The following is a 13937-nucleotide window of genomic DNA, read 5'->3' as shown; positions in this document are numbered from 1 at the left end:
GAGAAAACCTGGTCACCGCCGGCTGGCCGGCGACCGTCGGCCCCCGAAAAGGCTACAGGGGCGCCGCACCTGTGTGCGACGCCCCTGCATTAGATTTCACGATCCGCGAAGTCGCGGATCAGAACTCACTCGTCGTCGCCCTCCGACGACTCCTCGGCAGCATCCTCTGCCGCTTCCTCGTCGTCCTCGGAGCCAGGCGTCTCGAGGTCGGCCTCGTCGACCTGCGGGACCTGGATCGACACCACGAGGAACTCGGGATCGGTAACGAGCTCGGCGTCTCCAAGATCGAGGTCACCGGCGTAGATCGCATCGCCTTCGACCTTGCCCTCAACGTCGACGACGATGTGTTCGGGAAGGCTGAGTGCATCGGCGAGGAGGGTGATCTCCTGAATGTCAACCACGGCAACGGCGGGCGACTGAGGCTCGCCTTCGACGGTCACGGGGATGTCAACCTCAACCTTCTCGCCGCGCTTCACGATGAGGAGGTCGATGTGGAGAATGTCGCGCGAGAGCGGGTGGCGCTGAATGTCCTTGATGATCGCGAGCTCGTTTTCAGCGTTCGGGATCTCAAGCTCGAGAAGAGCGTTCGAGTGACGCGCGGCAAGAGCCGTCGCGTGATACGGGAGCGCGAGGTGAACCGGCTCGGTGCCGTGGCCGTACAGGACCGCGGGGATCTTGCTTTCGGCGCGCATGCGGCGTGCAAAGCCCTTGCCGAAGTCGGAACGGATGTCGACCTTGATGTTCTCGGCCATGTGAAACTCCTTGGGTGTGAAGCGGGGCGAGACGGCGCGCCCCGAGCACGTGGGAGCACGAGCCCAAGGATTCAACCGCGTCGATAACGGAGTGGGTCGAAGCCCCTCCCTCGCCGAAGTACCGTCCAATCATACGGCACGGCCGCGTAGTCACTCGACAAAGTGCGACGTGAAGCGAGGCACGTCACGCCGAGCAGACTGCGCGACCGGTGACAGACGAGGTGATTAGGCGTCGCCGTCGAACAGCGAGGTCACAGAGCCGTCATCGAAGACGGCACGGATCGCACGTGCGAGAAGCGGTGCGATCGAAAGGATCGTGAGATTCTCGAACTGCTTTTCCTCGGGGATGGGCAGCGTGTTGGTCGCGATAACCTCGCGCACCGCCGAATTCTTGAGGCGCTCAACGGCCGGGTCCGAGAAGATCGGGTGCGTCGTGGCCACTACCACGGAGCTCGCGCCGTTCTTCGTGAGGGCTTCGACGGCCTGCACGATCGTTCCCGCGGTATCGATCATGTCGTCGACGAGGATGCAGGTCTTTCCTTGCACGTCACCGATGATGCGCTTCGCAACGGCCTGGTTGGGGCGACGCGGGTCGCGCGATTTGTGCACGAAGGCAAGGTTCACGCCACCAAGGCGCTTCGCCCACTTCTCAGCCACGCCGATGCGGCCGGCGTCTGGCGAGACAACGCACAGATCTTCGTCGCCGTAGGTCGACTCGACGTACTTCGCGAGGATGGGCATGGCCATGAGGTGGTCGACGGGACCGTCGAAGTAGCCCTGAACCTGCGGCGCATGCAGGTCCACCGAGATGAGGCGGTCGATTCCGGCGGTCTTATACAGATCGGCGACCAGTCGGGCCGAGATCGGCTCGCGGCCACGGTGTTTTTTGTCCTGGCGAGCGTACGGGTAGCTCGGGGCGATCGCCGTGATGCGCTTCGCGGACGCGCGCTTGAGCGCGTCCACCATGATGAGGTGCTCCATGAGCCAGTTATTGATGGGAGCCGGATGCGACTGGAGAACGAAGACGTCCGCCCCGCGCACACTCTCACCGTAGCGCACGTAGATCTCGCCGTTGGCGAAATCCCACGCGTCCGTCGGGAGAAGGTCAACACCGAGTTCCTTGGCGACTTCCTCGGCGAGCACGGGGTGGGCGCGCCCCGAAACGAGAACGAGGTGCTTTTCTCCGCTGGTGATGATGCCGCTCATCGTTTTACTTCTCCTCGGTGGTTGCGGTTCGAGAGTCGTGGTCAAGCGCTTGTTCGGCGGCTTCGGCCGCGGCGGTGCCCGTGCGCTTGGTGAGCGTCCACCCCTCGGTAATGCGAGGCTTCGTAGCGTTCACGGCAAGGGCGCCGGGCGGGACGTCTTTAAGGACGATCGTTCCAGCTCCCGTTGCCGCACCGTCGCCGATTGTCACAGGTGCGACGAGGACGCTGTCGCTTCCAACGCGCACGTGTTTGCCGACGACACTCCTGTGCTTGTTCACCCCATCGTAGTTCGCAAAGATCGTTGCCGCACCAATGTTCGTCCCCTCGCCGATCTCGGCATCACCCACGTAGGAAAGGTGGGGAACCTTTGCGCCATCGCCAATCTCCGCATTCTTGGTTTCGCAGAAGCCACCGATCTTGCCGCGGGCGCCGAGAACGGTCCCCGGCCGCAGGTAGGTGAAGGGCCCCACGGTCGCCCCTTCCCCGATGACCGCGCCGAAGCCGTGAGTGCGCACAACCTCGGCTCGGTCGTGAATGGTGACGTCGGTCAGGGTCGTGTCCGGCCCAACGGTTACGTCGCCGCCAATGACACAGTGCCCGTGCAACTGCACGCCGGGGAGGATTGTCGTGTCCTGCCCAATCTCGACTTCGGGGTCGATGAACGTCGAGGAGGGATCGATGACGCTCACGCCGGCGCGCATGTGGCGCACGAGGGTCCGACGGTTCATTTCGACACCGAGCTCGCTGAGTTGGACCCGATCGTTGGCGCCTTCCACCTGGATTGCGTCATCAATGACGTACGCGGTGACTTTTTGCCCCTCGGCACGGGCGATACCGGGAACGTCGGTGAGGTACATCTCGCCTTGGGCGTTATCGGTGCCAACTTTCGTGAGGGCTTCGCGCAAGAATGCCAGGTCGAATGCACAGATTCCCGAGTTGATTTCGGTGATCGAACGCTGCTCGTCGTTCGCGTCCTTATGCTCGACGATAGCTTCGACCTGGGAGCCGTCGGCGCTGCGCACGATGCGGCCGTATCCGGTCGGGTCGTCGAGGTGAGCGGTGAGGATCGACACGCACGATTCAGACTCCTCGTGGGCCTGGACGAAGGCGCGGAGCGTTTCTGACTGGAGCAGGGGGACGTCGCCGTAGGTCACGAGTACGGTTCCGACGGTCGCCTCAACCTTGTCGAGACCGCATTGAACGGCGCGGCCAGTGCCGGGGATATCATCCTGATCGGCGGTGACGACCTCGGGAGCGTTCTGCGCGAGGTGAGAGAGAACCTGTTCACGCTCGTGGCGGACGACCGCGACGATCTCGCCGGCGCCCGTTCCGCGCGCTGCGTTGATCGCGTGCATGAGCATCGAGGTGCCACATACGGGGTGGAGAACCTTGGGAAGAGCGGATTTCATGCGAGTTCCTGCGCCGGCTGCGAGGACGACGACAGCTGCGGGCGAATAATGTGCCACGGAAAGGTGCTCCTTGTGTCCGGTGCGATGAATCCGGTGCTGGATCGTTCCGCGACCAGGACTCGAACCTGGAATACCAGAACCAAAAACTGGGGTGTTGCCGATTACACCATCGCGGATGGGCCCGAGGGCGCCGGGGACAAGCCTAGCCCCTCAAGCCGCGAGAGCGAAAACGGTACGCGCCTCGGCGTGCGAAAATGTTGCACATGTCTGATTCACGTCCCCCTCGCGCTCGCTCTCCCCGCATGACGGGCCGCCAGCGACGCGAGCAGCTTGTCGTCGTCGGCCGCTCACTTTTTGCGCAGAGGGGTTACAACGCGACGAGTGTCGAGGAAGTTGCGGCGAAGGCAGGAGTGTCGAAGCCGATCGTCTATGAGCACTTTGGAGGCAAGGAGGGTCTTTATGCCGTGATCGTCGATCGCGAAACGGATCACCTCCTGCGCGTCCTTGGAGATGCGCTCCACGATGTTCACCAGCACCCCCGCGTACTCGTGGAGAAGGCCGCGCTCGCGTTCTTGACCTATATCGAGGAAAACGAGGACGGTTTCCAAATTCTCGTGCGCGACTCCCCGGCTTCACAAACGTCGGGAACGTATTCGGCGCTTCTCGTGGACGTCGCGAGCCAGGTCGAAGACCTTCTCGTGAGGCACATGCGTGCACAGAAGTACACGTCGCTGCACGCGGCGATGTACGCGCAGATGCTCGTCGGAATCGTTTCTTACACCGGCCAGTGGTGGCTTGAGACGAGTCGCCCTTCGAAAGAGGTTGTCGCGAGCCATATTGTGAACCTCGCGTGGAACGGGCTTCGCGGCCTCGAATCTGAACCGAGGCTCCTCACGACCAACCGACACTCGAAGAAGAAATAACCCCACAGATAACACCGTTTGTCTGTGACCTAGATCCTCTATACTCGGTCCGTCGGCTCTAACAGAGGAGATTTCGTGGGTTTCATCCAGGCTTTCAAGGACGCGCTGGGCGGTACTTTTGCCGATCAGTGGAAGGACTTTCTGACCGTCCCCTCCAACCTCCCGCCCACCGCGGCCCTTTTCCCCGCGGTTCCGCGAGGAACAAACGCGGGGCGCGGCTCGAACACTCGCGGCAGCGAAAACATCATTAGCAACGGATCGCGGATTGTCGTGCCGGCGGGCTACGCTCTCGTCACGCTCCAGGACGGCCGTGTCACCGGCCTCATTACCGAGGCGGGCGGCTACGAGTGGCATTCGGGCGACCCGAATTCCCGCACCGTGTTCGCGAACGACGGCATTCTTGCGTCAACGCTCGAGACGTCGTGGGAGCGTTTCAAGTTTGGCGGCCAACCAGGATCGCAGCAGCTCGCGTTCTTTGTGAGCCTCAAGGAGCTCCCGAACAACCGTTTCGGCACTCAATCGGAAATCTACTGGGATGATCAGTACATGAACGCCCAGGTGGGAGCCGTCGCACGCGGCACCTACACGATCCGCATCGTGGATCCGCTCCTGTTCATCCACAACTGGGTTCCCGCCGTTTACATCTCGGCGAATGCACCAATCTTCGACTTCACCGATACCGAAAACGACGCCGCAAACCAGCTCTTCCAGGAAGTCGTCTCCTCGCTCGCCCCGGCGTTCTCGCGCTACACGAATGACCCGGACAAGAACAACCGCATCACAAAAATCCAGTCGGATTCGCTCGGGCTCGCGGCCTCCCTCTCGAGCGTGGTCGAAGAAAACTACCGCTGGACGACCGATCGCGGCCTCGTCATCGAAAAAGTCGCGATCGCGTCGATTGAGTACGACGAGAACACGCGAAAGCTCCTCAAGGATGTTCAGGCTGCCGATGCGCTTTCGGGCAACCGCAACCAGAGCTTCGTCAACCAGGCTGTCGCGCGCGGCGTGCAGTCCGCCGGCGAGAACGGAGGCGGCACGGGCCTCGCGATGATGGGCATGGGAGCCGGTGCCGTTGGAGGCCTCGTGCAGCCTGCGCAAGCGTCGGGTCCGTTCGCCGGCCAGGGCCAGAGCCCGCAGGGCCAGCAGAGCCAGCAGGCGCAGTCCAACCAAGGCGGCGCCGAGCCGAACCCCGCGGAGAAACTCGCCCAGTTCAAGCAAATGCTCGACCAGGGTCTCATCACCGAGGCTGACTACGAGGCGGCAAAGAAGAAGGCGCTCGGCCTTTGACCTACGCACCCGGCCCGCAACCGGCCCCCATGCCTTCCGAAGGCCCGGGGGCCGGTTCGATGCGCCCCACGCCCGAGGGAGCGCCGAACGTGAGTGGCCCCGACATGAGTGATGCGAATGTCGTCAAGGGCCGGACCGCGTCGCAAGACGTTGTTGATGCGCTCGTTGACCCCACCCCCGAGCACGTCGTCAACACGGCAAGTGGGAAAGCTGACGGCTTCGATAAATGCCCCAGGTGCGGCTCGACCGACATCGGCTACTCGCTCCAGCACCAGGCGCTCGTGTGCCGGTATTGCCGCTTCGAATTCAACGAGAAGGTCGCGGAAACGGCCTTTGGACTCGACTCCCCCATCGAACAGCTGCGGGGCGTTGTTCGCGGCTCGGGTACGCATGACATCGCCGTCGACACCACCGTCGTTACCCTCAAGTGCCAGGGCTGCGGTGCCGAGGTCGTTATCAAAGCGAACGAATCGCTCCAGGCGCGCTGCCACTGGTGCCGCCAGGTGCTATCGATCAACCAGCAGATCCCGAATGGCGCCGTTCCCGATGCCGTGTTGCCCTTCGCCCTCACGCATGAACAGGGTGTCGAAAAGGTACGCGAATTCGCCGGAGATCGTCGATTCTTCGCCACGAGCCAATTCAAGGCAAACTTCACGCCCGAGAACGTCGTAGGCGTGTACGTGCCGTACATGACAGTCGACGGCAACCTCACCGCAACCATCGAGGGGCGAGGCGAGGTCACGCTCCGCCGCTACACGCGCCACATCGGCAACGACCAGGACGAACGAGTCTCGGATATTCGCGAATACACGCTCGGGCGCAAGTTCGATTTCACGGTCGACGACCTCATTGCGGAAACGAACAGTTCGCGCGCGAACATGAACACGAGCATCAACACCAACAATGTGCTCAACGCGATTCTCCCGTTCGATACGAAGAACGCCGTCGCCTACAACTCGAACTACCTTGCGGGCTTCACCTCGGAGCGCCGCGACCTCGATATCGACGACATCGACGACACGGTCGAAAGCAACTTCCTCTCGATCGCTCGCTCACGTGCAGACCTCATGATCCGCGACTACGACCGCGGCGTTCGCTGGGAAAGCGAAGAGCTCGAGATCCACGGCACGCGCTGGGTTGCGCTCTACCTTCCGATCTGGCTGTACAGCTACCAGGACGATCGCACCGGCATGATCCACTACATCGCGGTGAACGGCCGAAACGGCCGCACGATGGGCTCGGTTCCGGTCGACAAGGTCAAGCTGTTCGGCTGCGCTGCACTCGCCGCGATCGCCACCTTCGCCATCACATTCCCCCTCGCGATTGGAGCGGTCGTCCTATGAGCCCCATTCTCACGGCCAGCGGTTCGATCCTCGTCGCCGGCCAGATCCTCGCGGAATCTAGCTCGAGTAGCGGCGACGATGTGAGCGTTGCGGTCATCGCCGCGCCCTTCGTTCTCGCGTTCATCGTCTTCACGTCGATCTACTCGTTCTTCTTCCTGCGCTACCGCAACACCGATAAGAAATATCGATTCGAAAGCGAGACCCGTATCGGCGTGTCGAATGTCCAGGCGTTCGATACTCCCGGCAGGCGTCGCAACGGCGTCAAAAGCACGGTCATGGCAGGGCGCAATAATGGCAATACCCGTGAGCGGGTGCGCCGCATCTCCCCCTAGCGCCGCGTTTCAGCCTTCTTCGATCTGCTCGAGGATCTCGAGCCAGCGCTCCTCGATCTCGGCGATCTCCCTCTCGCGCTCGCGTACTTTTTGACCGAGCGCAGTCAAGCCTTCGAAGTCCGTGGGGTCGTGCTCGGTGAGCTCCGCGTGGATGTTCTCGATTTGCGAGCGGAGCTTATCGATGCGTCGCTCAATCGCACTGGCTTCCTTCTCGGCGGCCCTGCGCTCCGCGCCGGAGAGGCCGCTGGCCGGGGCCGAGGTAGCGTCGGATTTTGCACTGCCTTCGCCCCCACCCGTGCGTTCGCGTTCTTCCTGTGCGCGCAGCGACAGGTATTCGTCCACCCCGCCGGGAAGATGACGGAGAGTCCCTCCCATGACCGCATACTGCTGATCGCTCACGCGCTCAAGGAGGTAGCGATCGTGCGAGACGACAATGAGAGTTCCGGGCCACGAATCGAGCATGTCCTCGAGAGCCGTGAGCATGTCGGTGTCGACGTCGTTCGTGGGTTCGTCCAGAATGAGAACATTCGGTTCGCTCAAGAGCACGAGGAGGAGCTGGAGGCGCCGACGCTGGCCACCCGAGAGATCCTCGACGCGTGTGGAGAGGTGATCCTTGGCAAAACCGAGGCGCTCGAGCAATTTCGCGGGAGTGAAGTCTTTGCCATCGATCGTGAAGGTCGTCTTCGTGCGCGCGAGCACGTCGCGCACGCGCTCGCCAGCGATGTCCTGAAGCTCGCGGAACTGCTGATCGAGGACGGCAATCTCAACGGTCTTGCCGCGCTTAACTCGGCCCTGCGTAGGCTCAAGGGTGCCCGCAATCAAACTGAGGAGCGTGGACTTACCGGCGCCGTTGGCGCCGAGGACGCCGGTACGCTCGCCCGGAGCGATGCGCCACGTGACGTCAGAAAAGATCACGTGATCGCCGTAGCTCACGCCCACGTCAAGGAGGTCAACGACGTCCTTGCCGAGCCGGGCAGTCGCGAGGCGCTTGAGCTCCAATGGGTTCCGCACCTCAGGGACATCCGCGATCAGGGCGTTCGCTGCCTCGATACGGAAGCGGGGCTTCGACGTTCGCGCCGGAGCGCCACGGCGAAGCCAGGCGAGCTCCTTCCGGGCCAGGTTCTGGCGCTTTTGCTCGGTCGCCGCGGCAATACGGTCGCGTTCGACGCGCTGAAGAACATAGGCAGCATAGCCACCTTCGAACGGCTCGACGATGCCGTCGTGAACCTCCCACGTCGACGTGCAAACCTCATCGAGGAACCAACGATCGTGGGTGATGACGATAAAGGCGCCTTGCCCAGCTCCCCAACGCCCTTTGATGTGGCGTGCAAGCCAGTGAATGCCCTCGAGGTCGAGGTGGTTTGTGGGCTCGTCGAGACCGATCACGTCCCAATCGCCCACGAGCAGCTTGGCAAGCGCAACGCGGCGGCGCTGGCCACCGGAAAGCGCGCCGATGCTGCGCTCGAACGGGATGTCGCTCAGCAGCCCCGCAATAATGTTGCGGATCTTTGGGTCTGAGGCCCACTCGTGCTCGGGGGCATCTCCGACGATTTCCTGCCCGACTGTCGAGGTCTCGTCCAAGTTGTCGGACTGAGACAAAAGCCCCATGCGCACGCCGTTCCTCGGCGTCACGCGCCCGCTGTACGGTTCAAGTTCGCCAAACAGGAGTCGAATGAGAGAACTCTTGCCATCGCCATTGCGCCCCACGATCCCAATGCGATCGCCCTCGAAAATACCGAGGGTGACAGAATCGAGCACGACTCGATTCGGGTACTGAAGATGCAGCTGTTCGGCGCCGACAAGAAGAAGACTCACGCCACGAGCCTACGTCCCTGCCGCCCGACCGACGAAACGGCGGGGCCGCTGATGTGATGCTCTAGCCCTCTTCGGCGCGCGCGCTATTGGCGATGGCGATGAACTCCTCGATCGCAAGTGTTTCACCGCGGCGCTGAGGATCGATGCCGGCGCGCTCGAGGATCGCCCCGGCGCGCTCGCCGCTTCCTGCCCACGGCTTGAGCGCGGCCCGCAGAGTTTTGCGACGCTGGAGAAAAGCGTGGTCGATAACGTCGAACACCGCTTCGCGCGGGGCCTCCCCCTCGGCCTGCACGCGGTCGCGGCGCACTCGCACGAGTGCGCTGCCGACGTTTGGCTCAGGCCAGAACACGCGCCTGGAGATACGGCCTGCAAGTTCGCTACTGCCGTACCACGCAGCCTTCGCGCTCGGCGCGCCATAGATTTTTGAGCCGGGCTTTGCGGCGATCCGCTCGGCGACTTCGAGCTGGACCATGACGAGCGCCTCGGTGATGACCTCGAAGCGCTCAAGGATGGTCAGGAGGATCGGGGTCGCAACGTTGTAGGGAAGGTTCGCGACGAGCCGTGTGGGAGCGCTGGGTGCACCGTCCGGAACCGGAAGCACGGTGAGTGCGAGCGCATCCGCATGTACGAGCGCGAGGCGCGAGCTCTCCAGCTGCTTCGCCGCGACGGTAGACGGCAGGAGCGCGGCAAGGGCCTCATCGAGCTCGACTGCCCCGACAAATGCACCCGCATCGAGAAGACCGAGCGTGAGTGAACCGAGCCCCGGCCCGACCTCAAGCACGACGTCGCCGCGCTTCACGCCCGCGCGTTCGACAATCGCGCGCACGGTGTTGGCATCAAGCAGGAAGTTTTGCCCACGCTTCTTCGTGGGTGTGATCCCACGCTCTTCGGCAAGCGCACGAATATCGCGCGGGGTCAGAAGACGCGTACCGCTATCGAGCGCGCGCGAAGTGCCGCTCACCCCTCTGCCCCCGCGAATCCGTAGACCTCTCGCTCGGTCGCGAGGACTCCCGCACATGCCTCCTCGAGGCTCAGGCCCTTCGCCTCAGCGATCACGCGCATCGTGTGCGGAATGAGGTAGCTCGAGTTGGGGCGGCCGCGGAAAGGCTCAGGCGTGAGGAACGGGGCATCCGTTTCCACCATGATGCGGTTGAGAGGCGTAATGGCAAGCGCCTCGCGAAGATAGGCGGCGTTTTTGAAGGTCGAGGTACCAGAGAAGGACAGGTACGCGCCACGATCGAGGGCCTCGCGCGCAAACTGCGCGTCTCCGCTAAAGCAATGAAAAACCGTGCGCTCCGGGGTGCCCTCGGTATCGAGAACGTCGAGAACGTCGCGATGCGCGTCACGATCGTGGATTTGCATGGGAAGGCCCTTTTCTTTCGCGAGCGCGATATGCATGCGAAAGCTTTGGATCTGCGCATCACGCCGTTCGGGCTTCTTGCGGGAGGTGCGGAACCAGTCGAGCCCGGTCTCGCCAATCGTCACCATGCCGGGAGTGTCGAGAAGTTCGGAAATCTCCGCTATTGCCTCGTCAAGAGAGCAAAGTTCCTCGCCGTTGCGTCCCTTGCCGGTTACGACATGATTGACCGCATCATTCGGGTGGATCGACACACCCCCGCGCAAGCGCTCTGCGACGAACGCTCGGTGCTCGGAGGGAATGTGCTCGCCGCGCAAAACGTCGGCCGTCCACCGTGCTGAGACGAGGTCGCAGCCAATCGTGATGATGCCGCGTACCCCGGCACGCTCTGCCCACGCGACGTGTTCTTCGATGCCGTGTGACCCCTCACCGTCGGAAAAGTCGAGGTGTGCGTGGTTATCAATCACGGGGCCGGGGAGAGGCTCGGGGGCCTCCGGCCACGTCAGATCGCGAGTGTGGCCGCTTTCGGCGGTTGCAGAACGAGAGTTCACTGCGTTGCTCATGGGGCCATCCTAGTGCGGGGCAAGCGTCGGACCCCGCGCCCGTGAAGCCCAACACACGCGAAGCCTCCTCGCGCGCGCAAAAGCCAAAAATATGCTTAGATTGATTCCTGTTGTGCGCGAGCACTCCCCTTTGGCGATCCCGTGGGACCCAGCCGGGGAATCTAGCCCGTGCGCCACCCCGATTTTTCACGCAGTTCGAGCAAGGAGCGCATCATGGCAGTGCCTAAGTTTAAGATGTCCCGGGCCCGCACCCGTTCGCGCCGCGCGAACTGGAAGGCCGAGACCACCGATCTCGTCAAGGTTACCGTTCGCGGTCGTACCGCCTCGGTTCCGCGCCGCCTCGCGAAGGCGTACCAGCGCGGCCTCATCGAGATCGACGGCTGATTTCAGCACTTCGCGAAAGGGCGCCCCACTTCACGGTGGGGCGCCCTTTCAGCTATAAGGAGGGCTATCCCCCGTTCTTGTGCGCGAGGGCTGCGTCGTAGAGCTCTCGTGCGGATACCCGCTCGTGTTCGCGCGCAACGGCCTTCGCGGCGTCCTTGAGGCGCTCCCCCGCCTCGGCGCGCGCGAGCACGAGTGCCGCCAGATCAGCCGGGTCCTCCTCTCGCGGCGGGGCCGGCGCCACAACGATCACGATCTCGCCGAGTACCTCGGTTTCACGCGCCCACGCGGCGAGCTCGGCAAGGGTTCCCCGCATGATCTCTTCGTGGGTCTTCGTGAGCTCGCGTGCAACGCACGCCTCTCGTTCGGCTCCGAAAACGTCGACCATTGCCTCGAGGCATTCGCGCGTGCGTCGCGGAGATTCGAAGAAAATTAGTGTGCGTGCCTCGCGTGAGAGGCTCTCGAGCACAGACAGACGCTTGCGCGACGTGCGCGGAAGGAAACCTTCGAAGGCAAAGCGATCGGGGGCAATTCCCGAGTGCACAAGCGCGGTGAGAGGCGCGGAAGGACCCGGGAACACGTCGACGGCGATGCCTTCGCGGGCAGCGGCATCGACCGCCCGAAAACCTGGATCGGAGACCACCGGCATCCCCGCATCGGTGACGAGCAGCACCTTTTGCCCGCTTCTCGCCGCCTCAAGGAGGGTCTCGGTGCGCTCGACTTCGTTGTGTTCGTGATACGCGAGCGTGCGCGCCGTTAGCCTGATGCCGAGCTCGCTCGCCAGCCGCTTTACGCGGCGCGTATCCTCGGCAGCGATCAGATCAGCTTCTCGCAACGCTGCGACGAGCCTGAACGACGCATCGAGGGGATTTCCGATGGGCGTTGCGGCAAGTGCGATATTTCCCGGTGTGAGCACGGTTTTGTTCTCGGTTTCCACCGTGCGATCCTACCGCGCGGCCCTTTAGGATGGGCTCGTGAGTGATACACGTGCGAGTGGAAGCGGCGGGTCTTCGGTGTCCCCGATGACAGGCAAGCGAGCGGCGCGCCCATCAACGGAGAAAGCCCGCGGGCCATTCGGACTTACCGAGCGCACCACGACGTGGATCCTCGCGCTCGTCCTTGTCGTATGGTCTGGGGCTCTGCGCCTCTATAAGCTCGGCCACGTCAAGACCCTCATCTTCGATGAGGTCTATTACGTGCGCGACGCCTATACGCTCCTTCGCGAGGGCAACGAGCGCGCGTGGGCGAAGGACGTCTCGAAGGCTGCGTTCGAGCGCGGCGACATCGACTCCTATCTTCCCGACCCCCAGTACGTGGTGCATCCGCCCGTCGGCAAATGGGCGATCGCGCTCGGAGAGTGGGCCCTCGGTGCGGACAACCCGTGGGGCTGGCGCATCTCCGTGGCGCTCGTGGGAACGCTGGGCGTCCTCATGCTGTTTTTGACGGTCCGACGCCTGCTCGGCAACACTGCTCTCGCGTTTCTCGCGGCCTACCTGCTCTCCATTGACGGAGTCCACCTCACTCACTCCCGCACGAGTTTGCTCGACCTGATTCTTGGGTTCTTCTGCCTCCTCGCGTTCTACTTCCTCCTGCGGGATCGCGATCAATTTCGCGATGCGCTCGGGAGGATCGAGGGGGCTGCGGAGGGCTTCGGGCACGTCACAGGGGTGCGCTGGTGGCGTATCGCCGCGGGAATTTCGCTCGGCCTCGCATGCGGCGTGAAGTGGTCGGGGCTCTATTTCGTCGCGGTATTCGGCATCATGACGGTGCTGTGGGACTGGGCGGCGCGTCGACGCTTCGGCGATCCTCGCTGGAAACTTCGCGGCTTCGCGCTCGATGCTATTCCCGCCTTCTTCGCGATCGTCGGCAGTGCACTCGCAACATACGTGCTCTCGTGGAGCGGCTGGTTTGCCTCCAAGGACGGGTACTTCCGCAACTGGGCGGCGGAGAACGGGCACGCGTCTAACCCGGTGACCGAGGCGCTTGCGTCACTGTGGCACTACCACCAGGAGGCGTACTCGTTCCACGTTGGGCTCGACTCTACGCACACGTATGCCGCCAAACCTTGGCTCTGGCTCCTCCAACTCCGCCCGACGAGCTTCTACTACGAGTCCTACACGTACGGCGAGTCGGGCTGCGAGGTCGAAAAATGCTCGGCAGCCATCACGAATCTCGGCAACCCGTTCATCTGGTGGTTCGGGGCCGTTGCGCTTCTCGTCACGCTCGTAGTCGCGATCGTACGGCGAAGCGGCACGGCCGGGGCGATCCTCTCGGGGATTATCGCGGGCTATCTCCCGTGGTTCCTGTACCTCGACCGCACGATCTTCCAGTTCTATTCGGTCGTGTTCGAACCGTGGCTCATCATGGCGATCGTTTTCGTGTTCGCACTCATGCTCGGGACGCGCACGGCTTCACGTGCAAGGCGCCGCATCGCAATCTTCGCGATCGCCTCACTCGTGGTCACGATGACGCTTGCCTCGGCGTTCTGGTGGCCACTGTGGACGGCCCAGGTCATTCCTTACGACCTGTGGCGCGCCCACATGTGGTTCGATTCCTGGATCTAGCCCGGG

The 13937-nt window shown here is 63.1% G+C and carries 13 protein-coding genes and 1 tRNA gene; 6 read left to right on the top strand and 8 right to left on the bottom strand.

Going from position 1 to position 13937, the window contains the following annotated elements:
• Window positions 1-125 precede the first annotated feature (125 nt).
• From HMPREF1484_RS07165 to HMPREF1484_RS07150, 4 genes are all read right to left on the bottom strand, one after another.
• A complete protein-coding gene (locus tag HMPREF1484_RS07165; RefSeq protein ID WP_016664369.1) occupies window positions 126-752 on the bottom strand; it encodes a 50S ribosomal protein L25/general stress protein Ctc in 627 nt (208 codons plus the stop codon).
• Window positions 753-977: 225 nt separating this feature from the next.
• A complete protein-coding gene (locus HMPREF1484_RS07160; RefSeq protein ID WP_016664368.1) occupies window positions 978-1958 on the bottom strand; it encodes a ribose-phosphate diphosphokinase in 981 nt (326 codons plus the stop codon).
• A gap of 4 nt (window positions 1959-1962) precedes the next feature.
• Window positions 1963-3423, bottom strand: a complete 1461-nt coding sequence (glmU, locus tag HMPREF1484_RS07155; RefSeq protein WP_016664367.1) for a bifunctional UDP-N-acetylglucosamine diphosphorylase/glucosamine-1-phosphate N-acetyltransferase GlmU — start codon at window positions 3421-3423, stop codon at window positions 1963-1965.
• A 47-nt stretch (window positions 3424-3470) separates the two neighbouring features.
• Window positions 3471-3542, bottom strand: a tRNA-Gln gene (locus HMPREF1484_RS07150).
• 87 nt (window positions 3543-3629) lie between these two features.
• Here HMPREF1484_RS07150 and HMPREF1484_RS07145 point away from each other — a divergent pair.
• From HMPREF1484_RS07145 to HMPREF1484_RS07130, 4 genes are all read left to right on the top strand, one after another.
• Complete coding sequence (locus HMPREF1484_RS07145) at window positions 3630-4289, top strand: TetR/AcrR family transcriptional regulator (RefSeq protein WP_232049693.1); 660 nt, start codon at window positions 3630-3632, stop codon at window positions 4287-4289.
• Window positions 4290-4364: 75 nt separating this feature from the next.
• Entirely contained in the window at window positions 4365-5576 is a 1212-nt protein-coding gene (locus HMPREF1484_RS07140) for an SPFH domain-containing protein (RefSeq protein ID WP_016664365.1), read from the top strand.
• Window positions 5573-6919, top strand: a complete 1347-nt coding sequence (locus tag HMPREF1484_RS07135; protein ID WP_016664364.1) for a hypothetical protein — start codon at window positions 5573-5575, stop codon at window positions 6917-6919. The genes HMPREF1484_RS07140 and HMPREF1484_RS07135 overlap by 4 nt, the downstream gene beginning before the upstream one ends.
• Window positions 6916-7251 (top strand): hypothetical protein, encoded by a 336-nt coding sequence (locus HMPREF1484_RS07130; protein WP_016664363.1) that lies wholly within the window; start codon window positions 6916-6918, stop codon window positions 7249-7251. Before HMPREF1484_RS07135 ends, HMPREF1484_RS07130 begins: the two co-directional genes overlap by 4 nt.
• A gap of 9 nt (window positions 7252-7260) precedes the next feature.
• Here HMPREF1484_RS07130 and HMPREF1484_RS07125 read toward each other — a convergent pair whose 3' ends face one another.
• The 3 genes from HMPREF1484_RS07125 to HMPREF1484_RS07115 all read right to left on the bottom strand — a co-directional run bounded on the left by HMPREF1484_RS07125 (window position 7261) and on the right by HMPREF1484_RS07115 (window position 10986).
• Window positions 7261-9066 (bottom strand): ABC-F family ATP-binding cassette domain-containing protein, encoded by a 1806-nt coding sequence (locus HMPREF1484_RS07125; protein ID WP_016664362.1) that lies wholly within the window; start codon window positions 9064-9066, stop codon window positions 7261-7263.
• 61 nt (window positions 9067-9127) lie between these two features.
• Window positions 9128-10027, bottom strand: a complete 900-nt coding sequence (gene rsmA / locus HMPREF1484_RS07120; RefSeq protein ID WP_016664361.1) for a 16S rRNA (adenine(1518)-N(6)/adenine(1519)-N(6))-dimethyltransferase RsmA — start codon at window positions 10025-10027, stop codon at window positions 9128-9130.
• Window positions 10024-10986: a TatD family hydrolase gene (locus HMPREF1484_RS07115; protein WP_016664360.1), complete on the bottom strand. Its 963-nt coding sequence runs from the start codon at window positions 10984-10986 to the stop codon at window positions 10024-10026. Before HMPREF1484_RS07115 ends, rsmA begins: the two co-directional genes overlap by 4 nt.
• Before the next feature lie 213 nt (window positions 10987-11199).
• Here HMPREF1484_RS07115 and rpmF point away from each other — a divergent pair, with 213 nt between their 5' ends.
• On the top strand, window positions 11200-11370 hold the full coding sequence (gene rpmF / locus HMPREF1484_RS07110; protein WP_016664359.1) for a 50S ribosomal protein L32: 171 nt from the start codon (window positions 11200-11202) through the stop codon (window positions 11368-11370).
• A 64-nt stretch (window positions 11371-11434) separates the two neighbouring features.
• On the opposite strand, the gene rsmI is transcribed toward rpmF, so the two are convergent.
• Complete coding sequence (gene rsmI / locus HMPREF1484_RS07105; RefSeq protein WP_016664358.1) at window positions 11435-12304, bottom strand: 16S rRNA (cytidine(1402)-2'-O)-methyltransferase; 870 nt, start codon at window positions 12302-12304, stop codon at window positions 11435-11437.
• Window positions 12305-12341: 37 nt separating this feature from the next.
• Between rsmI and HMPREF1484_RS07100 the strand changes: the two genes are divergently transcribed.
• Window positions 12342-13931, top strand: coding sequence for a dolichyl-phosphate-mannose--protein mannosyltransferase (locus HMPREF1484_RS07100; protein WP_016664357.1), 1590 nt, complete (start codon window positions 12342-12344; stop codon window positions 13929-13931).
• Window positions 13932-13937: the final 6 nt, after the last annotated feature.

The organism is Dermabacter sp. HFH0086 (assembly GCF_000413375.1).
Taxonomy (GTDB): Bacteria; Actinomycetota; Actinomycetes; order Actinomycetales; family Dermabacteraceae; genus Dermabacter; species Dermabacter hominis.
This window is presented reverse-complemented; position numbering and strand designations above follow the sequence as displayed.